Source organism: Pantoea sp. Cy-639 (assembly GCF_011752525.1).
Lineage (GTDB): Bacteria > Pseudomonadota > Gammaproteobacteria > Pseudomonadales > Pseudomonadaceae > Aquipseudomonas.
In genome coordinates this window covers 24,387-46,550 of the sequence record NZ_VWXI01000010.1, presented here as the reverse complement: position 1 = coordinate 46,550, position 22,164 = coordinate 24,387, and the positions used below count along the sequence as shown (strand labels likewise).

Here is a 22,164-nt window from a genome sequence, read left to right as displayed (position 1 = left end):
ATTTGATGCCCCCCATGGCCTGGCACCGGCTGCACCGGTGCTCAAGCATTGCGCGCAGCGCAAACTGCGCTCAGGGCCGGATCTTCTTCAGCTCGTTGAGCAGCACCATCAGTTGCTCGAGCTTGTCGCTGCCGAACTGGCGCTGGATTTCCTGGTAATTGCGCTCCATCTCCTCGCTCATCGCCAGGAACGCCTGCTGGCCACGCACGGTCAGGCTGATGAAGATCCGTCGCTGGTCTTCCGGCGACTTGCGCCGGCCCACCAGGCCGTCGCGCTCCAGGCGCTTGAGCACCCCGCTCATGCTGGGCTTGAGGATGCAGGCCTGGTCGGCCAACTGGTGGCTTTCCAGCTCGCCCTGCTGGCGCAGGATGCGGATCACCCGCCATTGCTGCTCGGTGAGGTCGTGGGCATTGAGGGCCGGGCGGAAGAACGCCATGGTCGCTTCGCGGGCCTGCAACAGGGTCAAGGTGAGGGAAGGTCTGGGTTGGCTCATCAGGGGCAGGTAACCGTCTTGATTTATTAAGATATTAATAAATTGAAGTACATTTGCACCGGCACTGTCCAGCGCCGGTGAAAAGTACCAGCGCTTGCGGCAAACGGCCATTTCCTCTTCCCCTCGCACCTTGCACGATCAAGCCAGCGTCGTCGTGGGATGTTGGCGCTGGCGGTATTCCCCCGGCGTCATCCGCGCATGGCGCAGGAAGAACCGGCTGAAATAGGCCGGGTCCTTGAACCCCAGCTGGTAGCAGATCTCGTTGGCCGAGCTACCGGTGTACAGCAGCAAGCGTCGTGCTTCCTGCATCAGGCGTTCGAATACCAGGCGCTTGGACGGCAGGTCGGCGATCCGTCGGCAGACATCGTTCAGGCGCGCCTCGGTCACCCCCAGCGCGCCGGCGTAGGCCGGCAGTGTCCAGTGCTCCAGGTAGTGGCGCTCGATCAACTCGTTGAAACGGTGAAACACCTGCAGGTCCTCGTGCCGTGCGGGGCTGGCCTCGAGGGAGTTGGCGCACAGGCGCAGCAGGCTGATCATCACCAGCCGTGCCAGGTCCTGCACGGCGGTGCCCTGCCCGGCCTGGCCATGACCGATCTCGGCGCCGAGCAGCTCGAGCAACTGGGCCAGGCGCCGCGCCTCTTCGCCCGCCAGCCCCTGCAAGCGCCCCAGGGCCACGCACGCCGGCTGCGGACGCGGCCCGGCGATCAAGCTGGGTTCGGCCTGCAGCAGTTGCCAGACCAGTTGCTGACGCACGGTCAGTACATGGCCGTCTGCGTCGGCCTCGGTGACGAAGGCGTGGGGGACGGTCGGCGGGGTGAGGAAGAACATCGGCCCGGCCTCGTGGTAGTGCTGGTCATCCAGGTACACCCGGACACTGCCGGACTTCACGTAGTGCACCTGGAAAAACCGGTCATGCCGGTGCACCGGCATGTTGCGGCCAAAGAACCCGGCGAGGTTGCCGAGCCGGTCGTAGTGCACCTCGCTGTCGCTGTAACGCTGGTCGTAGACCTGGCCGATGTTGATGTTGGGAATCGGTTGTCGCGCTTTCATTGTTGTTCTCGTGCCGGTGGGACTGCCCGGGCGATCCAGCATGACACTGCCAGCAGGCAGGTGATGCCTTGACGATCGTTAACATATTAAATATAACGTTAACACATTAACAAAAACACTGCGGAGCGCCCCGTCGCACTTCGCCCAGCGCAGGAGAAAAGCATGAGCCGTGCCTTGCACGAGGTCGCCAGCGGTAGCCTGTTCGGCGTCGCCCTGAACTACCAGGGCTTGCTGCAGCAACATCTGGCATCCTTCCACGAAGCGCCCTACCAGCAACCGCCGGTCAAGCCGGTGCTGTTCATCAAGACCCCCAACACCCGCAACGCCGAGGGCCAGCCTGTCACCTACCCCGCGGCAGTCGAACGCCTGCAGCCGGGCCCGGCCCTGGGCGTGGTGATCGGCAAGGACGCCAGCCGGGTCAGCCGCGAACGCGCCCTCGAGCACGTGGCCGGCTACACCATCGTCAACGAGTTCAGCCTGCCCGAGGACAGCTACTACCGCCCCGCGGTCAAGGCCAAGTGCCGCGATGGCTTCTGCCCGCTCGGCCCGACGCTGGTACCCGCCGCGCAGGTCGCCAACCCCGACGCGCTGGGCATCCGCCTATGGGTCAACGGCCAACTGCGCCAGCACAACAACACGGCCAACTGCGTACGCGGCGTGGCCCAGCTGATCGCCGAGATCAGCGAGTTCATGACCCTGCACGCCGGTGACGTGCTGATCACCGGCACCCCCGAAGGCCGCGTCGATGTGCAGCCCGGTGACCAGGTCACGGTCGAGATCGACGGCCTCGGCCAACTGAGCAACCCGATCGTCGCCGAACAAGGACTCGCCCCATGAAGCATGCCCGTATCCAGCTCGATGGCCAGGTGTACCCGGCCATCGTCGAGAACGACCAGCACCTGCGCCTGGCCGACGGCCGCCTGGTGTCGGCCGACCAGGTCACCTGGTTGCCACCGGCCACCGGCAACATGTTCGCCCTGGGCCTGAACTACGCCGACCATGCCGCCGAGCTGGCGTTCAAGGCCCCCACCGAGCCGCTGGCTTTCATCAAGTCCCACGGCACCTACACCGGCCACCGACAAGTGACCTGGCGTCCCGACGGCGTCAAGTACATGCACTACGAGTGCGAACTGGTGGCGGTGATCGGCAAGCCGGCGCGCAATGTGCGCCGCGAGAACGCCCTGGACTACCTGGCCGGCTACACGGTGTGCAACGACTACGCCATCCGCGACTACCTGGAGAACTACTACCGGCCGAACCTGCGGGTGAAGAACCGCGACGCCACCACTGCGGTCGGTCCCTGGATCGTCGACACCGCCGATGTGCCGGACCCGTCCAGGCTGACCCTGCGCACCTGGGTCAACGGCGAGCTGAAACAGCAAGGCAACACCGCCGACATGATCTTCGACATCCCCTACCTGGTCGAATACTTCTCAAGCTTCATGACCCTGCAGCCAGGCGACATGATCGCCACCGGCACCCCGGAAGGCCTGGCCGACGTGGTACCGGGCGATGAAGTGGTGGTGGAGGTCGAAGGTGTCGGCCGCCTGGTCAACCGAATCGTCAGCGAAGGCGAATTCTTCGCCCGCAAGGCACAAGAGGCAACAGCATGATCAAGCACTGGATCAACGGCCGCGAAGTCGAAAGTCGCGACACCTTCATCAACTACAACCCGGCCACCGGCGAGGCCATCGGCGAGGTTGCCAGCGGCGCTGCCGAGGAAGTCGCCCAGGCCGTGGCGGCGGCCAAGGAGGCGTTCCCGAAATGGGCCGGCACCCCAGCCAAGGAGCGTGCCCGGCTGATGCGCCGGCTGGGCGAGCTGATCGAGCAGAACGTGCCGCAACTGGCCGAGCTGGAAACACTCGACACCGGCCTGCCGATCCACCAGACGCGCAACGTGCTGATCCCCCGCGCCTCGCACAACTTCGATTTCTTCGCCGAAGTCTGCACGCGCATGGACGGCCACAGCTATCCGGTCGACGACCAGATGCTCAACTACACGCTGTACCAGCCGGTCGGCGTATGCGCGCTGGTGTCGCCGTGGAACGTACCGTTCATGACCGCCACCTGGAAGACCGCGCCGTGCCTGGCGCTGGGCAACACGGCAGTACTGAAGATGAGCGAACTGTCGCCACTGACCGCCAACGAACTGGGGCGCCTGGCCGTCGAGGCCGGCATCCCGGCCGGCGTGCTCAACGTGATCCAGGGCTATGGCGCAACCGCCGGCGACGCACTGGTGCGCCACCCCGACGTGCGTGCGATCTCCTTCACCGGCGGCACGGCCACCGGCAAGAAGATCATGCAGACCGCCGGCCTGAAGAAGTACTCCATGGAGCTGGGCGGCAAGTCGCCGGTGCTGATCTTCGAGGATGCCGACCTCGACCGGGCGCTGGATGCCGCGCTGTTCACCATCTTCTCGCTCAACGGCGAGCGCTGCACCGCTGGCAGCCGGATCTTCATCCAGGAGAGCGTCTACCCACGCTTCGTCGCCGAATTCGCCGCCCGCGCCAGGCGCCTGATCGTCGGCGACCCGACCGACCCCAAGACCCAGGTCGGCTCGATGATCACCCAGCAGCACTACGACAAGGTCACCGGCTACATCCGCATCGGCCTTGAAGAAGGCGCGCGCCTGGTGGCCGGTGGCCTGGAACGACCTGCCGGGCTGCCCGCGCACCTGGCCAAGGGGCAGTTCATCCAGCCGACGGTGTTCGCCGACGTCGACAACGACATGCGCATCGCCCAGGAAGAGATCTTCGGCCCGGTGGCGTGCCTGATTCCGTTCAAGGACGAGGCCCAAGCGCTGCGCCTGGCCAACGCCACCGAGTACGGCCTGGCCTCGTACATCTGGACCCAGGACATCGGCAAGGCGCACCGTCTGGCCCGCGGCATCGAGGCGGGCATGGTGTTCATCAACAGCCAGAACGTGCGCGACCTGCGCCAGCCGTTCGGTGGCGTGAAAGGCTCGGGCACCGGTCGCGAAGGCGGCCAATACAGCTTCGAGGTCTTCGCCGAGATCAAGAACGTGTGTATATCCATGGGCAGCCATCACATTCCGCGCTGGGGCGTCTGACGCCGGCGCCAGGCAAGCCCGCTCCCCGCAGGCGCTGCACTGCGTGGGAGCAGGCTTGCCGCGCGCTTCGCAGGCCATGGACCACAACAACAATCACCGGAGATACCCATGGGCACACTCGCTCTCGCCGCCAAGATCACCCATGTCCCGTCGATGTACCTGTCGGAACTGCCCGGCCCGCGCCAGGGCTTTCGCCAGGCGGCCATCGACGGCCACCACGAGATCGGCCGGCGTTGCCGCGAACTGGGGGTGGACACCATCGTCGTGTTCGACACCCACTGGCTGGTCAACGCCAACTACCACATCAACTGCGCCGCGCACTTCGAAGGCCTGTATACCAGCAACGAACTGCCGCACTTCATCGCCAACATGAACTACGGCTTCCCTGGCAACCCCGAGCTGGGTCGCCTGCTGGCCGAACAGTGCAACCGCCTGGGCGTGGAGACCATGGCCCACGACGCCACCACCCTGGCACCGGAGTACGGCACCCTGGTGCCGATGCGCTACATGAACGCCGACCGCCACTTCAAGGTGATCTCGGTCTCGGCGCTGTGCACCTCGCACTTTCTCAACGACAGCGCACGCCTGGGCTGGGCCATGCGCCAGGCCGTCGAGCAGCACTACGACGGCACCGTCGCCTTTCTCGCCAGCGGCTCGCTGTCGCACCGTTTCGCCCAGAACGGCCAGGCCCCGGACTTCGCCACAAAGGTCTGGAGCCCGTTCCTCGAGACCCTCGACCATCGCGTGGTGCGCATGTGGCAGGACGGCGACTGGCAGGATTTCTGCGCGATGTTGCCGGAGTACGCGGTCAAGGGCCACGGCGAAGGCTTCATGCACGACACCGCGATGCTGCTCGGCGCCCTCGGCTGGTCGGCCTATGACGGCCAGGCCGAGGTGGTCACGCCCTACTTCGGCTCCTCCGGCACCGGCCAGATCAACGCGATCTTCCCGGTCACCCCGCAGGATGGCGCCGCCATCCCCGCCTCCCAGGCCTCGAGCCCGGCCGGCGCCACCGCTACCAGTCGCTTGTAAGGAGTGTCCATGCCCCATCTGGTCCTGCTCTACAGCCCGGACATCGACGCCGACTGCGACATGCCGGCGCTGTGCCGCGCCCTGGCCGACTGCATGCTCGAACAACGTGACGCCGCCGGTCGCCAGGTGTTCCCCACCGGCGGCACCCGGGTGCTGGCCTATCCGGCCGCCCACGCCGCGATCGCCGACGGCCGCGGCGACTACGGCTTCGTCTACGCCAACCTGCGCATGGGCGCAGGACGCAGCGCCGAGGTGCACCGCCAGGTCGGCGACAGCCTGCAGGCAGTGCTGCGCGCCCACCTCGATCCGCTGCTCGAACGCCGCCCGGTCGGCGTGACCGTGCAGATCGACGAGAGCCAGGCACAGGTCTACGACGCCAGGCACAGCAGCCTGCACCCCTTGTTCAGCCGCCAGCCCTGAGGTTTTCCATGCTCGACGCCCACATCATCCAGCACGCCGCCGCCCGCCTCGACCAGGCCGAACGCGCCCGCGAGCAGGTCGGCCAGTTTTCCCTCGACTACCCCGCCATCAGCATCGAGGACGCCTATGCCATCCAGCGCGCCTGGGTAGCACAGAAGATCCACGACGGCCGTCGCCTGGTCGGCCACAAGATCGGCCTCACCTCGCGGGCCATGCAGGTGTCGTCGAACATCACCGAGCCGGACTACGGCGCGCTGCTCGACGACATGTTCTTCGACGAAGGCAGCGATATTCCCTTCGAGCGCTTCATCGTGCCGCGGGTCGAGGTAGAGCTGGCGTTCATCCTCGCCAAGCCGCTCAAGGGGCCTGGCGTGACCCTGTTCGATGTGCTGGAAGCCACCGAATGGGTGATCCCGGCGCTGGAGATCATCGACGCCCGCATCCACCAGGTCGACCCGCACAGCGGCGTCACCCGCAAGGTCTTCGACACCATCTCCGACAACGCCGCCAACGCCGGCGTGGTGCTGGGCGGGCGCGCCGTGCGGCCGACCGAGATCGACCTGCGCAAGGTGCCGGCGGTGCTGTACCGCAACGGCGTGATCGAGGAGTCCGGGGTGTCCGCCGCCGTGCTCAACCATCCGGCCAAGGGCGTGGCCTGGCTGGCCAACAAGCTGGCGGCATACGACGTCGGCCTCGAGGCCGGCCAGGTGATTCTCGGCGGCTCGTTCACCCGCCCGGTGGCCGCGCGCCCCGGCGATACCTTCCATGTCGACTACGACCAGCTCGGCGCGATCGCCTGCCGGTTCGTCTGAGGAGCGCCCCATGGACATGCCCGTCAATACCTTCAAGCAACGCCTGCGCAGCGGCCAGGCACAGATCGGCCTGTGGCTCGGCCTGGCCGATCCGTACTGCGCCGAGCTGGCGGCCAACACCGGCTTCGACTGGCTGCTGCTCGACGGCGAACATGCGCCCAACGACCTGCGCGGCCTGCTCGGTCAGTTGCAGGCGGTGGCGCCCTATCCCGGCCAGGCCGTGGTGCGTCCGGTGGTCGGCGACACGGCGCTGATCAAGCAACTGCTCGACATCGGCGCCCAGACCCTGCTGGTGCCGATGGTCGAAAGCGCCGCCCAGGCCGAGCACCTGGTGCGCGCCATGCGCTATCCGCCAGCCGGGCTGCGCGGTGTCGGCAGCGCCCTGGCGCGGGCTTCGCGCTGGAACAGCATCGCCGGCTACCTGGACCAGGCCGACGCGCAGATGTGCCTGCTGGTCCAGGTCGAGAGCCGCGAGGGCCTGGCCAACCTCGATGCGATCTGCGCGGTGGACGGCGTCGATGGCGTGTTCATCGGCCCGGCCGACCTCAGCGCGGCCATGGGGCATCGCGGCAACCCGGGACATCCCGAGGTGCAGGCGGCCATCGAAGACGCCATCGTGCGGATCCAGCAGGCTGGCAAGGCGGCGGGGATCCTCAGCGCCGACGAGTCGCTGGCTCGGCGCTACCTTGACCTGGGCGCCGCGTTCGTGGCCGTGGGGGTCGATACCACGGTGCTGATGCGGGGGTTGCAGGGGTTGCTGGGCAAGTTCAAGGTCGGGGCGGTGGGGGCCGGCCAGGGTGGCGTGTACTGAGCTCAACCGCAAAGGGGCTGCTATGCAGCCCATCGCCGGCTTCGCCAGCTCCCACAAATCCCACAAATCCCACAAATCCCACAGCTCCCACAGCTCCCACAGGCTCCCCCAATTCCCTCAATTCCCTCAATTCCCTCAATTCCCTCAATTCCCCAAATTCCCCGAGTTCCCTCGATTCCCACAGTCCCCACCGAGCTGGCAGCCTCGGTCAAATGCCTGGCAGCCCGGCACAAGACACCTACCGCTCGTTAGGCGCCCAATAGCTGGTACAGACAGCGCTTGTGCAAGCCCTGCTTTCCAATAATTCCAACTGTCCAGGCTGCGCCATGATCAACATCGAAACGCCCACCTACTACACCGCAACCAAGAAATACAACCTCAGCTTCCCCACCCTTGAAAGCGACATCGACGCCGACGTGGTGGTAATCGGCGGCGGCTTCTCGGGCATCAACACGGCCCTGGAACTGGCCGAGCAAGGCATCACCAATGTCGTCGTGCTCGAGGCGCGCTACCTGGGCTTCGGCGGCACCGGCCGCAACGGCGGGCAGATCATGGCCGGCATCGGCCACGACCTGGAGAAGATCAAGGGCAGCGTCGGCGAACAGGGCCTGCGCGAGATCTTCGAGATCAGCGAACTGGGCGCCGGCATCATCAAGGAACGTATCAAGCGCTACGCCATCGATGCCGACTTCTGCCACGGCTATGGCTACATGGGCTTCAACGCCCGTCAGGAAAAGACCCTGCGCGCCTGGGAAAAGGACTTCAAGGCGATCAACAGCAAGGACGAGATCCGCTTTCTCGGCGGCTCGGAGGTCAGGCAGATCATCGGCTCCGACGCCTACAGCAGCGCCCTGCTGCACATGGGCGGCGGCCATGTGCACTCGCTGAACCTGCTGCTTGGCGAGGCCCAGGCCCTGGTCGGCCACGGCGCACGGATCTTCGAGCACAGCCCGGCGCTGGAAGTGCGCTACGGCGAGCGCATCACCGTGCGCACCGGCCGTGGCTCGGTCAAGGCCAGCAAGCTGCTGTGGGCCTGCGACAGCTTCCTCAACAAGCTCGAGCCCGAACTGCATGCGCGCACCGTCAACACCTACGCCTTCCAACTGATGACCGAGCCGTTGTCCGACGAGCAGATCATGCGCATCAGCCCGATCCGTGGCGCCTACAGCGATATCCGCCCGGTCATCGACTACTACCGCGTCACCCGCGAGAACCGCCTGCTGTTCGGCGCCGCCACGCCCTTCGTCGAACACATCCCGAAGGACCTGAAGGCCTGGAACCGCAACCTGATGCTGAAGATCTTCCCCTACCTCAAGGACGTGCGCATCGACCTGGCCTGGGGCGGACCGATGGCCACCAGCGCCAACCTGTTCCCGCAGATCGGCACCCTGAGCAACCGCCCCAATGCATTCTACGTGCAGGGGTATTCAGGCTTCGGCGTCACCCCCAGCCACATCATCTGCAAGATCCTCGCCGAGGGCATGAGCGAAGGCTCCAGCCGCTACGACCTGATCAGCTCGGTCAAGCATGCGCGCATCCTCGGCAAGGACCATATCCGCCCGCTGCTGCTGACCGCCGGCAAGACCGTGCACCAGCTCTCGGGCTACTTCAACGGCCGCCGTTGAACCTTTTCCCACCGACCAGGAGATCCACCATGACTCTCACCGCCGTCCGCCAGGGTGTGCAACTGTCCGAACTCGACGCCTGGGGCACCGTTGCCGACCTTGGCTCGACCATCCTCGAAGGCGAGGTCAAGTGCTACGGCAAGATGACCCACGGCGCACCGACCGACCCGGTCAGCAGCGCCTACTTCGGCACCACCCAAGGCAAGTTCCGCATGGTCTATCCGTTCAGCGAGCAGGCGCTGATCGTGACCGGCGAGATCCAGCTGACCGATGAATCCACCGGTCAGGTGACGCGCTACAAGGCAGGCGATGCCTGGTTCGTGACCAAGGGCACGGCCGTGCTGTGGGAGGTGTTGAGCGAAACGTTCGTCAAGCACTACCTCGCCGTCGCCTGACCCGTCACCGGGGCTGCCTCGCGGCCCATCGCCGGCTGGCTCCAGCCGGCAATGGGCATGGCATTGCCCCGCCCTGCCTGCTCCCTATCCTGCATCTGCAGGATGGTCCGCCCCCGTTCCCTTGGCGATACTCCCCTCCAGGCCCTGACAACAACAAGAACGTCGCAGCCAGGTACCGCCCATGTCCGATTACCTTGCCTCTCCCGGTTTCACCCTGTTCAACGCCCTGGTGCTGGAGCTGCAGCGCCTGGCCCAGGAGCAGCCGCTGCAGAGCTTTCATCAGCACATGCTCGGGCGCAGCCGCGAGCTGATTCCCTTCGCCAAGGCCTGGTGGGGCCGCGCCGCGCTGGTCGACGGCCTGCCTCGCGAGCACAGCAGCCAGCTGTTCGGCCTGCCGCCCAGCTATGTACGGGACTGGCAGTCGATCCGCGACCAGGACACCACGGTCCAGCAGGTGCACGCCCGCCCCGGCCACGCGGTGATCGTCGACAGCCAGGCCGTCGATGCTCCGCACGGCCTGCGCTGGCTCGGCCGACGCCATGGCTTTGGCGAGTTCCTGTGCATCATCCACATCGACCCACGCACCCGCCTGAGCGTGCACCTGACCCTCTACCGAACCCAGGCCGAGGCGCCGTTCAACGCCAGCGAGCGCCACCTGCTCGAACACTTGATGCCGCACCTGGTGGCCGCCGAAGGCGCCAACCAGATCCGCGCCCTGGTCGCCCTGCGCGAAGCGCTGGACGGCGCCAATACCCTGGCCCTGGCGGTGTGTGATCGCCAGGGCACGTTGCAGCATGCCGAGCGCGGCTTCGTCGAGCGGCTGTTGCTGGAGTGGCCGCACTGGAGCGGCCCGCACTTGCCGGCGCAGGTCAGCCCGAGCAGCTACCGCGGCCAGCACCTGCAACTGGACGCCACCGCCGTCGGCGACCTGTTCCTGCTGACCGCCCGCCCACGCTCGGCCCTGGCCCAGCTCAGCGCCCGCGAGGCGGATGTCGCCGAACGCTTCGGCGGTGGCGGCACCTACAAGGAGATCGCCCGCGCGCTGGGTGTGGCGCCCAACACCGTGCGTCATCACATTCGCAGCATCTACGCCAAGCTCGGGGTGAACAACAAGGCCGGAATCACCCAGCTGCTGCACCAGCCGCCGCACTGACCGCCCACCACAGCCCACCTGCCAGCCCCCTGGCGGGAAGGGGAAGGCTTGCCCGCTGTTCGCCCATCACAACAACAAGAAGAAGGAACACGCCCATGCCCTATCGCCTTGTCCGCGCCCTGCCCGCCCTCCTGGCCCTTGCCGGCGCCGGTGCCCAGGCCGCCGACCTCAACGCCCGCGACTTCGTCAGCGCGCCGGTGGGCACCCGCCTGGGGGTCGCCTACCTGCCGCTGACGCGCGCCAACAGCTATCACGGCGTCGCCGACGCCGACGGCAAGGCTGATCTGTCGGTCAATGCCGTCGCCTGGCGCCAGCTGTGGTTCAGCGATATCTGCGCCAGCCTGTGCACGCCGCAGTTCATCGTGTCCTACGTCGACACCGAGGCACGCCTGCCCGGCGCCGCCAGCCACAGCCGCGAACGCGGCATCGGCGATCCGCAGGTGGGCGGCACGCTGTTCTTCATCAACGATCCGCAACACCGTACCTACAGCGGCCTGCTGGCCTTGCTCGGCGTGCCGCTTGGCGAGTACCACGCCAGCGCCCCCGGGGTCTCGCCCGGCGCCAACCGCTGGGCGCTGCACCTGAACTACAACTACACCCAGGGCGTGGGCGAACGCTGGCTGCTCGAAGCCAACCTCGAAGCCCAGCTCTACGGGCGCAACGACGACTACCTCGGCAGCACGCTCACACAGAAGCCGCTGTATCGCCTGCAGGCCTTCGCCTCCTACGACCTCACCCCCAGCACCTACGGCGCCCTGCGCCTGATCCACGCCGACGGCGGCGAGCTGACCCTTGCTGGCCAGCGCCTGGACGACAGCCACCAGCGCTATACCCAGGCCGGCTTCGAGCTCGGCCACTGGCTCGACCGACGCAACCAGGTGCTGCTGGGCCTGACCCGCAACATCGCCACCCACAACGCCTACGCCCAGGACAACCTGCTGCTGCGTTTCGTCCACGTCTTCTGAGGAATCGCCATGTCCGCTTCCCTTGCACTCGGCCTGCCACCCCGGCGCCTGCTGGCCATCGTGATGTTCGCTGCGATCGTGCCCTGCGTGCTGATGACCGCCCCGGTGGTCGCCGCCCAGTACGCCATCCAGCTGGGCCTTGGCCCGGCGCGCATTGGCCAGCTGTTCAGCGCGGAGCTGGCGGCGATGAGCCTGGCCACCCTGCCGGCCTACTACTGGCAGCCACGCTGGAACTGGCGGCGGGTCGCCGCAGGTGCGGCGCTGCTGTTCATCCTCGCCAACCTGGCCTCGGCCCTGTGCAGCGACTACCTGGCGCTGATGGCCCTGCGCGGGCTCAGCGCCCTGGCCGGCGGCTCGCTGATGGTGGTCTGCATCGCCAGTGCCGCCGCCAGCCCACAGGCCGAGCGGGTCTACGGGCTGTGGGTGAGCGGCCAGTTGCTGCTCGGCGCGCTGGGCCTGTGGCTGCTGCCCGGGCTGTTCGATCTGCATGGCCTGAAGGCGCTGTACCTGGGCCTGGCGCTACTGATGCTGCTGTGCCTGCCGCTGGCGTCGGCGTTTCCCGTGACGACAAGCCGTGGCCCGGCCCGCCAAGCCACGCTGCCTGTCGCCCGGGCCTGGCTGCCTGGCCTGTGCGGCCTGCTGGCCGTGCTGCTGTTCTACGCCGGGCTCAGCGCCGTCTGGACCTTCATCGGCAGCATCGCCAGCGCCGCGGCCATCGACCCGGCCAGCAGCGGGCGGATCCTCTCGCTGGCCACGCTGATGGGCATCGTCGGCGCACTGTGCGCCACGCTGATCGGGTCACGCTGGCCACGCACGCGACTGCTGGCCATCGGCCTGGGCCTGATGGCAACGGCAATCTGCCTGCTGCTCGGCCAGCCCGCGCCCGCCCGCTTTGCCCTGGCCGCGCTGCTGTTCAAGTTCTGCTGGACCTTCGTGCTGCCGTTCATCCTCGCCTGCCTGGCCGATCACGACCAGCGCGGACGGTTGATGAACAGCGCCAACCTGGTCATCGGCGGCGGCCTTGCCCTGGGCCCCGCCATGGCCGGCCCGCTGCTCGAGTCGCCCCTGGGCATGCCGGCATTGCTCGTCGGTGCCGCCTGCTGCCTGGCACTGGCGTTCATCGCCTTGATGATCGCCCGCCTACCCCATCTGTTCGCCACCACTGGAGTTCACCCATGAGCCGCCGTACCGCGTTTTTCTCCGATGAACTGTGCTTCTGGCACAGCGCCGGGCTGCATGCCCTCACCCTGCCGGTGGGCGGCTGGGTGCAGCCCCCCGCCGCCGCGGGCTTTGCCGAGTCGCCGGAGACCAAGCGGCGACTGAAGAACCTGCTGGAGGTCTCGGGTCTATCGCCGCAGCTGCTGCTGCGCAGTGCCACACCGGCCAGCGAGGAGGACCTGTTGCGGGTGCACCCGTCAGGCTACCTGCAACGCTTCAAGGCCCTGAGCGACGCCGGTGGCGGCACGCTCGGCCCACAGGCACCGGTCGGCCCGGGCAGCTACGAGATCGCCAGGCTGTCGGCCGGCCTGGCCATCGCCGCCATCGACGCGGTACTGCACGGCGAGGTCGACAACGCCTACGCGCTGTCGCGCCCGCCAGGGCACCATTGCCTGGCCGACCAGGCAATGGGGTTCTGCTTCCTGGCCAACATCGCCATCGCCATCGAGGCCGCCAAGGCGCGCCATGGCCTGGCGCGCGTGGCGGTGGTCGACTGGGACGTGCACCACGGCAACGGTACCCAGTCGATCTTCGAGGCCCGCGGCGACGTCCTGAGTATCTCGCTGCACCAGGAGCACTGCTACCCGCCAGGCTACAGCGGCGCGGACGAGCGCGGCACGGGGGATGGCCTGGGCTGCAACCTGAACATCCCGCTGCCACCCGGCAGTGGCCATGACGCCTACCTGCAGGCCATGCAGCGCATCGTCCTGCCAGCCCTGGAACGTTTTCAGCCACAGCTGATCGTGGTGGCCTGCGGTTATGACGCCAATGCCGTGGACCCGCTGGCGCGGATGCTGCTGCACAGCGATTCGTTCCGGGCCATGACCCGTCACGTGCGCGAAGCCGCCGAGCGCTTGTGCGACGGGCGCCTGGTGATGGTGCACGAGGGTGGGTATGCCGAGGCTTACGTACCGTTCTGCGGGTTGGCGGTGATGGAGGAGCTGGCTGGAATCAGGACGCCGGTGCAAGACCCGATGCTTGCGTTCATCGAGCAACAGCAGCCAGGTATGGCGCAGCGACGTTTCCTGTGGGAGTACGTGGAGGAATTGGCGACACGCCTGGCGTGAGCCCACCGGCTGCGCCGGTATTGGCCGGCGCATGAAGGGCTGCTATCGCCCCGCCATCAAGGCCAGCGCCCGGAAGTCCTTGGGCGACTGTTCGAAATGTTTCTTGAACGCCCGGCTGAAATGCGCCGAGTCGGTGAAGCCCCACTTGTAGGCGATCGAGGTGATCGACTCGCGCCGCAGGAACGGGTTGGACAAGTCATCGGCACTGCGCTTGAGCCGCGAGCGCTGGATATAGCGGCACACACTGTCACCCTCCTCCTCGAACAATCGGTACAGGTGACGCACCGAGATGCTCAGGCGCTCGGCCAGGTTGGCCGGGGTCAGCCCAGGCTGGCCCAGGGATTCGTCGATGACCTTCTGCACATAGCCGCGCAGGCTGGCACCGCTGAGCCCGGTCAACGCCCCCGGGTTGTCCTCGCCCCGCTCGAAGCCTGGCTCGAGCAACGCGATGAACGCCGCCTGCAAGGCCTCGCCCTGGGCCCCGCCAGCCTCGTCGCCCTCACGGCACAACTGGTCCATCAGCAGGTGCAGCATGCGCCCGCAGGCATTGGTCGAGGAAATCTTGCCAAAGGCCGCGCCCGGCCCCGTCCACTGCTTGCGCACCTGCTCGCGGGACAGCGCCAGCGAGACATGCTCGATCAGCCCGAACGGGGTGATCTCGCAAGGCCCCACCGAATCCATCAGCAACAGCTCGCCCGGCGACAGCTGGATCGTCACACCGCCCTGGGTAACCTGGGAATACCCCATGCGCTGGCTGACCAGGAAACAGTGCTGATCGTCGTCACAGTCGGGATTGTCGCCCAGGCGGCGAATGTTGCCGGCATTGGTGCGCAGGCTGGCCAGCGCCAGGCCGGCGCGGTTGAAGGTGGAAATTTCGCCGATGAACAGCGAGCGATTGAACGCCAGCTCGGTCTGGAAACGGCCACAGACCTGCTGCATGGCGGTGGTCCAGCGCTCCAGGCCGTCAGTGGCCAGGCTTGCGCAGTGCAGTGACGCGGGCTGGGACATGAGCATGGCAATCTCCACACGCAACGGTTGTTGTTATGGAGGTAATTGTTAACATGTTATCTATAGACGTACAACCGTCATCTTCATGAGCGCGCCTTGTGTCACCAAAGCCCTTCGCGACACAAGGCCGCTCCTGCAAGAGAACGTATCGGGTTCAGAGGCCGTGCAGAATGCCAGCCAGTGTGTCGAACGCCTGCCAGAGCAGGCGGCGCTGCGCGACATCGAGGGGAATGTAGCGACGCAAGGCCGGCATGCGGTTGACCACCTCGCTGGCGCCCATGTGCTCCAGGGTCACCCGCCATTCGCCATCACGGCAGTCGATGACCAGGCGCTTGAAGTCCAAAGGCATCAATACCGTGCCAACCTCTGCGAGGCGCGCCTGGAGCACCTCGAACAAGGCCGGGTCGCCGCCGCGCAAGCGGCATGCCAGGCCGCTGCGGCGCAGCATGCCGGTGTGCTGCAGTTCGGCACGCAGCTTGCCCTGGTCGCGGGCAGGCAGGCGCAGGACGAACTCGCACATCACCAGGTGCATCAACAGATGGCGCTCGGTACGCTCGAACACCTCGATGCGGGGCCCGTCCTCACGGTAGGTAAACGCTGCCCCGGATTGCAAATCCGTCAAACCCAGGTTGCGCGCCAGCCGTTGCAAGGTCGCCCCCGGCAGGTATCCCGCCGGGGTCCGCGGCGCACCCAGGCGCTCAAGCCAGCTTGCCGACATGGCGCACCTGCTCGTCCTGGGCCTGGCCGGGTTCGGCGGCGAACTCCTTCTCCAGCACGTCCTCGACCCGCGCCGGGCGGAACGGGTTGACCTTCTGCACGCACAAGGTCCAGAACAGCGCATAGGCTGCCGTGGCCCCGAGCATCACCGCGAACGGTACATAGACCTCGGCAGGATCCATGCCTGGCGGGGTGATGAACCACATGCCCAGCAGGATGCCGATGCTGGAGATGATCTGCGGCAGCGGGAACAACGGCGAGCGATAGGCCCGTGGCAGGTCCGGACGGCGGATACGCAAGACCACGACCGACAGGGTCACCAGCAGGTAGGCCGTGCTCCAGGCGCACACCGCCGCCAGCACCAGGTGCAGGATGTTGTCGGTGTTGCCGCCCAGGTACCAGGCATGCAGGCAAGGGATCAGCGCCACCACCAGGATGCACAGCAGCGGCGTCTTGAAACGTGGATGCAGGTAGGTGAACACCTTGGGCAGCGCACCATCCACCGCCATGCCGTAGAGGATTCGCGGCACACCGGCCATCAGGGTGTTGATGGTGGCGGCGCCGGCGAACAGGAAGCCGATGCCCAGCCATACCGGGCCGATATCGCCCATGACCTGTTCGGCAAAACGCGGGATGGCCATCGGCGTATCCAGCAGGTGCACGCCACTGGCGGCATCGAGCACCACGTTCTCCACCTGGCGCTTCATCGCCGCGCCATACAGGAACATGCAACTGGCCACGCCGAACAGGCCCAGGGCCATGGCCTTGGGCATCACCCAGGCCGAACGCTTGAGCTCCGGGGCCAGCGGCGTGACGAACTCACAACCGACGAACATGAACATGGCCATGCCCACCAGCGACAGGATGGTCATCAGGTCGGTGCCGACCAGCGACACACCGAACGGCCCTTGCAACTGCACCGCCGGCGCCGCCAGCACGCCCAGCACGCCGAACACCATCAACGTGGTCCACATGCCGAAGGTCAGTACCACCTCGGCGCGACCGAAGGCGCTGACCCCGAAGGCGTTGAGCACGCCGAACACCAGCACGAAGCCGACGCCCAGCAGCCAGGAGCCACCTGCCGATTCGGCGAGGGTGTTGAGGTGCTCGAAGTTCACCAGTGCCATCACCCCGGAGAGGATGGTCTCGGCGGTGCCGGCGAAGACATGGACGATCAGGTAGGCCGACAGGGTGCCGGTGATGGCGAAGAAGCGGCCCAGGCCGCAGTTGATGTAGTCGTAGACCGAGCCGGTGGTCGGCAGGATCGCCGCGGCTTCGGCGAAGGTGGTCGACTGGGCGAGCATCATCAGCGCGGCGATCACCATGGCCACGGCGAAGGCACTGCCGCCGATGCCGAAGCCCATGGTCGCGGTGAGGATCACCGGGCTGGCCATGATCAGGCCGACGGTGCTGGCCAGTGCGGTGGGGAAACCGACGCTGCCGCGGTTGAGGTGCTCTGTGAGCTTATTGTTGATTGTCATGGGAGGGCCCTGGGTGGACGAGTGTGGGAGCATGCTGTCGGCCCCCTCGCGGGGCAAGCCTGGACCCATGCAGGGTGTGGGTGCAGGCCTGCCCCGTGCCAGAGACGACACGCCCAGGCACTGTGCGACGTCGTGGCGTCACCGTCTTGCCATTGCCTGCCTGCAACCTTGACCTGCCCTGCCAGGAGGGCGGGGTTGGGGTGGGTGCCTGGTGCCTGGCGGAAATCTTGTGGTGTCTGTGAGACCGAGCGCCGCCCGCGCGGCGCATCGTGGGCTTTCGCCCACTCCCACATCTGTTTCGGGCGATGCAGTCCTGTGAAGGTACCGCTGTCAGCCTTGGCGTATGCCTCAAGCCAGGCGAAGCGCCAGCAGCGTCCACGCTGAAACCGCGTCCTGCCAACAAGGCGGACAAGGCAATGCCACAGGAGAGACTGGCCCGAAACAAATGTGGGAGTGGGCGAAAGCCCACGATGCGCCGCGCGGGCGGCGCTCGATCTCAAGAGCACTACAACTCTCCCGGCGAACCCAGCAGCCCTCATGCACCACTCTGTCTCCCGCCTCTATCCTCAGCAGCGCTTTCACCGCATCGCGGGCTTCGCCCGCTCCCACAGTTGTTTTACCCATTCCCACAGTTGTTTCCCCATTCCCAACGTTGTTTACCCATTCCACATCTGTTTCGGGCGATGCAGTCCTGTGAGGGTACCGCTGTACGCCTTGGTGCATGTCTCAAGCCAGGCGAAGCACCAGCAGCGCCCACGCTGAAACCGCGTCCTGCCAACAAGGCGGACCAGGCAATGCCACAGGAGAGACTGGCCCGAAACAAATGTGGGAGTGGGCGAAAGCCCACGATGCGCCGCGCGGGCGGCGCTCGATCTCAAGAGCGCTACAGCTCTCCCGGCGAACCCATGGCAACCCTCACCCCACCTTGAAAGGAATCGCCCTGAGCACAGCCTTGAAAGCCTCCATCTGTTCCACACTGAACCCACCGAACACCGCCTCCTGCCGAGCCTGGGCAATCCCCCACAACCCCTCGGTCTGTTCCCGTCCGGCCTCGGTCAGGCACACCCGACCATTGTCATCGGCCACCAACCCCTTGCGCGAAAGACTGTCGATAGCCTCTGCGACCTCGCGCTCAGGCATCGCCACTTCCCGCAGCAACTCAGGCAACGCCAGCCCAGCATCATGCTCGAGCACCATCAGCAGGCGTGCCTCGCTGGTGCGCAATCCCGTGGCCAACTGCTGCGGCTGATAGCCGGCCTGGTAGCTGCGCAAGGCCTGGGTCATCAGGTAGTACAGGTTGTGCTGCAAGCGTCCCTGCAAATAGCTGCCACCCTGACTAGGAGCCATCCGCGTATGCGCCAGCACCATGCAATAGCCCCCCTGGTGATACAGCAATGGCGCACGCCCCAGGTCGTCGAAGGCCAGCACCTTGCCGATCAGGATCCAGTGGTCGCCGCCATCGAGCTGCTGGAACGTCTCGCAGCGAAACCGCGCGGCGCAGTCCGCCAGCAACGGCGCACCGCCCTCGCCGAGACAGTGTTCGATGCCGGCGAAGCGGTCGTCGCTGGGCCGGGCGAAGGTATTGGACAGGTCGATCTGATCGGCAGCCAGCACATTGACCGCGAAGTGGCCGGCGCGCTCGAACACGGCATGGCTACTGGAACGTTTGTCGATGCTCCAGAGAATCAGCGGCGGATCGAGGGACACCGAATTGAAGCTGTTGGCCGTGACGCCAACCTTGTGCCCATCGGCATCGGCAGCGGTGATCACGGTAACGCCGGTGGCGAAATTGCCCAGGGCGCGGCGAAAGGCGCGGGAATCGAAAGGGCTAGGCATGCAAGGCTCCCATTATTGTTGTTGGCTGGCGACAGCTGGGGCGGTACGCAGGGCAAGCCCGCACCCACGCCATCCATGATCTGCACGAACGCACTCAGGTCATCGCCGGATCCGGCTCCAGGCCCATCAGTTCGCGACCGAGGATCTGCGCGCAGACGTCGTAGTCGGTGTAGGCATGGGCGCCTGTCAGGTGCGCATCGCGGAACAGCCGCTGCATCTCGTTGCTGTCGAACCAGGCGCCGCCACCAGCGGCGGCCATCAACCGGTCCACGGCTTCGATGCACAGTTTCACCGCATAACCCTGGTGGGTCCGCCAGAACGCAAGTTCAGTGCGGCTCGGATACTGCTGGCGGGCACTGTAGTCGGCGATCTGCGCCCAGCTTTTCTCCAGCAAGGCGCGGGCCGCGGCCACCTGGTGGGTGGACTCGGCCAGGCGCATCAAGGCCGGGGTGGCCGCGCCGACCGCCGCACCGGTATAGGCCCGCACCCGGTGGCGGGTCTTGTCCCTGAACACCTCGAGCATGCGCTCGGCGATGCCCAGGCTGACGGTGGAAAAGCCACTGGCGAAATACGGCCGGTACGGGTTGAAGTAGATCGTGCTGTCGGGATACAGGCCGAAGCCGGCCGAGGTGCCCTCCATCATGTCGCGGGCTTTCTGGATGCGGTGCTCAGGCACGAAGGCACGCTCGACCACCAGGGTACGGCTGCCACTGGCACGCATGCCCGCGGCGAACCAGTCGTCGCGGATCTGGTAGTCGCTGCGCGGCAACACGGCGAAGCAGTAGTCCTGTCCGCCCTCCCCATTGGCCCGACGAAAGCCCATGATCGCCCACTCGGCATGATCGCAACCGCTGCTCCAGCCCATCTCGCCACTGAACAGCACACCGCCATCGACCGCTTCGGTACGACCGAACGGCGCAATGCTGCTGCTCGCCGTGGCATCGGGGTCGACGCCCCAGATCTCGTCCTGCAGCCGGGCCGGGAACATCGCCAGTTGGTGGCTGTGGGTGCACAGCAGGCTCATGGCCCAGGCCGTGCTGGCACAGGCGCCGGCCAGCGCGGCGATGCATTCGGCGAACGTCGGCAGGTCGATTTCCAGGCCGCCGTAGTGCCTGGGCTGGAAGGCGCGGTGCAGGCCGATGCCCTTGAGCAGGGCGATGTTCTCGGCAGGCACGCTGCGGGCGTGTTCAGCCTGGTCGGCACGCGCGGCGATGGCCGGCAGCAGCGGTTTGAGGTCTTCGAGCAGGGCGTTTGGCTTTTTCATGGTCGGGCTCATTGTTATTGGTCCGTGCCGGGCTGGGGCCGCAAAGCCCGCGCCAGCGATGAATGCCGGGCCAGTATGGGAGCGCCCCAGGGCTTGGAAAATGCAACTTCCGCAGCTCGGATTGCACTTTCCAGGCACCTGGCAGGCTGGGTCATGGGGCTGGCAGCGGGGAACAAGATCCCCTTGCGGGCGCTCGCTACGCTGTGACACATCCGGGCCTGGCCCACGGTCCTGGTCCATTCCTTGTCGGAGCCGACCCATGAGCGATATCCCTCTGCTTCCCAGCGTCACCGCCTTCCTCGCCCGCGACCACGGCCTGTATATCCATGGCCAGGCCGTCGCCAGCCAGTCCAGTACCCGCCTCGAAGTGCTCAACCCGGCCAACGGCGAACCTATCGCCCGCATCGCCGACGCCTGCCAGGCCGATGTCGACCGTGCCGTCGACTCCGCTCGCCAGGGCTTCGCCACCTGGTCGCGCTGCAGCCCGGCCGCGCGTGCGGCGGTGCTGTTCAAGCTGGCCGACCTGCTGGAAGTCCATCGCGAGGAACTGGCCCAGCTGGAGACCCTGCAATCCGGCAAGCTGATCGGCATCGCCCGCGCCTTCGAGGTCGAGCAGGCCGCGCACTTCCTGCGCTACTACGCCGGCTGGGCGACCAAGATCAGCGGCCAGACCCTCACCCCGTCGCTGCCCTCCTTCGCCGGCGAACGCTACACCGCCTTCACCCTGCGCGAGCCGGTGGGCGTGGTGGCGGGCATCGTGCCGTGGAACTTCGCCACCATGATCGCCATCTGGAAGCTCGCCTCGGCCCTGACCACCGGCTGCAGCATCGTCCTCAAGCCCAGCGAGTTCACTCCGCTGACCCTGTTGCGCATCGCCGAACTGGCCAGCGACGCCGGCCTGCCCCCCGGCGCGCTGAACGTAGTCACCGGCGCCGGCCAGGTGGGCAAGGCGCTGGTCGAGCACCCAGGCACCGACAAGGTATCGTTCACCGGCTCCGTGCCCACCGGCATCGCCGTCGGCCAATCCGCCATGGGCGCCGGCTTGACCCGCGCCACCCTCGAGCTGGGCGGCAAGAACGCGGTGGCGTTCCTCGCCGATGTCGGTATCGACAAGGCCGTGGACGGCATCATCGAGGCCGGTTTCCTGCATTCCGGGCAGATCTGCGCCGCCGGCGAGCGCTTCTTCGTCCACCGCTCGCGCATCGACCCGCTGCTCCAGGCGCTGTCGCAACGCCTGGGCCAGTTGCAGATCGGCTCGCCCCTGGACGAAACCACCCAGTTCGGCCCGGTCGCCAACAAGCCGCACCAGCGCAAGCTCGGCGAACTGTTCGCTACTGCCCGCGCCGAGGGCAGCCAGATCATCCACGGCGGGCGCCTTGGGCAAGGGCCGGGCTGCTTCGTCGAGCCCACGGTGATACTTGCCAACAGCGCCCAGGACACCCTGCTGAACCAGGAAACCTTCGGCCCGGTGGCGACCTTCCTGCCGTATGACGATGAGGACGAGCTGCTGCAACTGATGAACGCCACGCCCTACGGCCTGAGCGCCAGCCTGTGGACCAACGACCTGGGCAAGGCCATGCGCCTGATCCCGGAAATCCAGGCTGGCACCCTGTGGGTCAACATGCACACCCTGCTCGACCCGGCCGTGCCGTTCGGCGGCATCAAGGCCTCGGGCATCGGCCGCGAGTTCGGTTCGGCATTCATCGACGACTTCACCGAGCTGAAGTCGGTGATGATCCGCTACTGA

At 66.6% G+C, this 22,164-nt stretch carries 21 protein-coding genes; 14 read left to right on the top strand and 7 right to left on the bottom strand.

Features of this window, described 5'->3' with window-relative positions; genetic code table 11:
- Positions 1–70 precede the first annotated feature (70 nt).
- Complete coding sequence (gene hpaR, locus F3J43_RS13955; RefSeq protein WP_166887208.1) at positions 71–493, bottom strand: homoprotocatechuate degradation operon regulator HpaR; 423 nt, start codon at positions 491–493, stop codon at positions 71–73.
- A gap of 138 nt (positions 494–631) precedes the next feature.
- On the bottom strand, positions 632–1,543 hold the full coding sequence (gene hpaA, locus F3J43_RS13950) for a 4-hydroxyphenylacetate catabolism regulatory protein HpaA (RefSeq protein WP_166887206.1): 912 nt from the start codon (positions 1,541–1,543) through the stop codon (positions 632–634).
- 162 nt (positions 1,544–1,705) lie between these two features.
- Here hpaA and F3J43_RS13945 point away from each other — a divergent pair, with 162 nt between their 5' ends.
- From F3J43_RS13945 to F3J43_RS13885, 13 genes are all read left to right on the top strand, one after another.
- Positions 1,706–2,380: a fumarylacetoacetate hydrolase family protein gene (locus F3J43_RS13945; RefSeq protein WP_166887204.1), complete on the top strand. Its 675-nt coding sequence runs from the start codon at positions 1,706–1,708 to the stop codon at positions 2,378–2,380.
- Complete coding sequence (locus F3J43_RS13940) at positions 2,377–3,156, top strand: fumarylacetoacetate hydrolase family protein (protein WP_166887202.1); 780 nt, start codon at positions 2,377–2,379, stop codon at positions 3,154–3,156. The genes F3J43_RS13945 and F3J43_RS13940 overlap by 4 nt, the downstream gene beginning before the upstream one ends.
- The gene (hpaE, locus tag F3J43_RS13935) at positions 3,153–4,613 is read left to right on the top strand and encodes a 5-carboxymethyl-2-hydroxymuconate semialdehyde dehydrogenase (protein WP_166887200.1); all 1,461 of its coding nucleotides are present in this window, start codon (positions 3,153–3,155) and stop codon (positions 4,611–4,613) included. The genes F3J43_RS13940 and hpaE overlap by 4 nt, the downstream gene beginning before the upstream one ends.
- Before the next feature lie 108 nt (positions 4,614–4,721).
- On the top strand, positions 4,722–5,645 hold the full coding sequence (hpaD, locus tag F3J43_RS13930) for a 3,4-dihydroxyphenylacetate 2,3-dioxygenase (protein WP_166887197.1): 924 nt from the start codon (positions 4,722–4,724) through the stop codon (positions 5,643–5,645).
- 9 nt (positions 5,646–5,654) lie between these two features.
- On the top strand, positions 5,655–6,065 hold the full coding sequence (locus F3J43_RS13925; RefSeq protein ID WP_166887194.1) for a 5-carboxymethyl-2-hydroxymuconate Delta-isomerase: 411 nt from the start codon (positions 5,655–5,657) through the stop codon (positions 6,063–6,065).
- 8 nt (positions 6,066–6,073) lie between these two features.
- Positions 6,074–6,877, top strand: coding sequence for a 2-oxo-hept-4-ene-1,7-dioate hydratase (gene hpaH / locus F3J43_RS13920; RefSeq protein ID WP_166887190.1), 804 nt, complete (start codon positions 6,074–6,076; stop codon positions 6,875–6,877).
- 16 nt (positions 6,878–6,893) lie between these two features.
- Positions 6,894–7,688 carry a 4-hydroxy-2-oxoheptanedioate aldolase gene (gene hpaI, locus F3J43_RS13915; protein WP_286184606.1) on the top strand — a complete coding sequence of 265 codons (795 nt, stop codon included), beginning with the start codon at positions 6,894–6,896 and terminating at the stop codon, positions 7,686–7,688.
- A gap of 326 nt (positions 7,689–8,014) precedes the next feature.
- Positions 8,015–9,313, top strand: coding sequence for an NAD(P)/FAD-dependent oxidoreductase (locus tag F3J43_RS13910; RefSeq protein ID WP_166887183.1), 1,299 nt, complete (start codon positions 8,015–8,017; stop codon positions 9,311–9,313).
- Positions 9,314–9,342: 29 nt separating this feature from the next.
- A complete protein-coding gene (locus tag F3J43_RS13905; RefSeq protein WP_166887179.1) occupies positions 9,343–9,708 on the top strand; it encodes a cupin domain-containing protein in 366 nt (121 codons plus the stop codon).
- Between the two features lie 181 nt (positions 9,709–9,889).
- Positions 9,890–10,861 carry a helix-turn-helix transcriptional regulator gene (locus F3J43_RS13900; RefSeq protein WP_166887174.1) on the top strand — a complete coding sequence of 324 codons (972 nt, stop codon included), beginning with the start codon at positions 9,890–9,892 and terminating at the stop codon, positions 10,859–10,861.
- A 95-nt stretch (positions 10,862–10,956) separates the two neighbouring features.
- Positions 10,957–11,826 carry a transporter gene (locus tag F3J43_RS13895; protein WP_166887170.1) on the top strand — a complete coding sequence of 290 codons (870 nt, stop codon included), beginning with the start codon at positions 10,957–10,959 and terminating at the stop codon, positions 11,824–11,826.
- A 9-nt stretch (positions 11,827–11,835) separates the two neighbouring features.
- The gene (locus F3J43_RS13890; RefSeq protein WP_166887166.1) at positions 11,836–13,005 is read left to right on the top strand and encodes an MFS transporter; all 1,170 of its coding nucleotides are present in this window, start codon (positions 11,836–11,838) and stop codon (positions 13,003–13,005) included.
- Positions 13,002–14,111: a histone deacetylase-like amidohydrolase gene (locus tag F3J43_RS13885; RefSeq protein WP_166887163.1), complete on the top strand. Its 1,110-nt coding sequence runs from the start codon at positions 13,002–13,004 to the stop codon at positions 14,109–14,111. The genes F3J43_RS13890 and F3J43_RS13885 overlap by 4 nt, the downstream gene beginning before the upstream one ends.
- A gap of 42 nt (positions 14,112–14,153) precedes the next feature.
- Here the strand turns inward: F3J43_RS13885 and feaR are convergent, their stop codons facing one another.
- From feaR to F3J43_RS13860, 5 genes are all read right to left on the bottom strand, one after another.
- Positions 14,154–15,125, bottom strand: a complete 972-nt coding sequence (feaR, locus tag F3J43_RS13880) for a transcriptional regulator FeaR (protein ID WP_205297853.1) — start codon at positions 15,123–15,125, stop codon at positions 14,154–14,156.
- Positions 15,126–15,273: 148 nt separating this feature from the next.
- On the bottom strand, positions 15,274–15,837 hold the full coding sequence (locus F3J43_RS13875; protein ID WP_166887159.1) for a DUF3156 family protein: 564 nt from the start codon (positions 15,835–15,837) through the stop codon (positions 15,274–15,276).
- Positions 15,818–17,317 (bottom strand): APC family permease, encoded by a 1,500-nt coding sequence (locus F3J43_RS13870; protein ID WP_166887155.1) that lies wholly within the window; start codon positions 17,315–17,317, stop codon positions 15,818–15,820. Before F3J43_RS13870 ends, F3J43_RS13875 begins: the two co-directional genes overlap by 20 nt.
- A 915-nt stretch (positions 17,318–18,232) precedes the next feature.
- Positions 18,233–19,153, bottom strand: coding sequence for a p-hydroxyphenylacetate 3-hydroxylase reductase component (locus tag F3J43_RS13865; RefSeq protein ID WP_166887150.1), 921 nt, complete (start codon positions 19,151–19,153; stop codon positions 18,233–18,235).
- A gap of 94 nt (positions 19,154–19,247) precedes the next feature.
- A complete protein-coding gene (locus F3J43_RS13860; protein ID WP_166887147.1) occupies positions 19,248–20,417 on the bottom strand; it encodes a p-hydroxyphenylacetate 3-hydroxylase oxygenase component in 1,170 nt (389 codons plus the stop codon).
- Between the two features lie 259 nt (positions 20,418–20,676).
- Here F3J43_RS13860 and F3J43_RS13855 point away from each other — a divergent pair, with 259 nt between their 5' ends.
- The gene (locus tag F3J43_RS13855; RefSeq protein ID WP_166887144.1) at positions 20,677–22,164 is read left to right on the top strand and encodes an aldehyde dehydrogenase family protein; all 1,488 of its coding nucleotides are present in this window, start codon (positions 20,677–20,679) and stop codon (positions 22,162–22,164) included.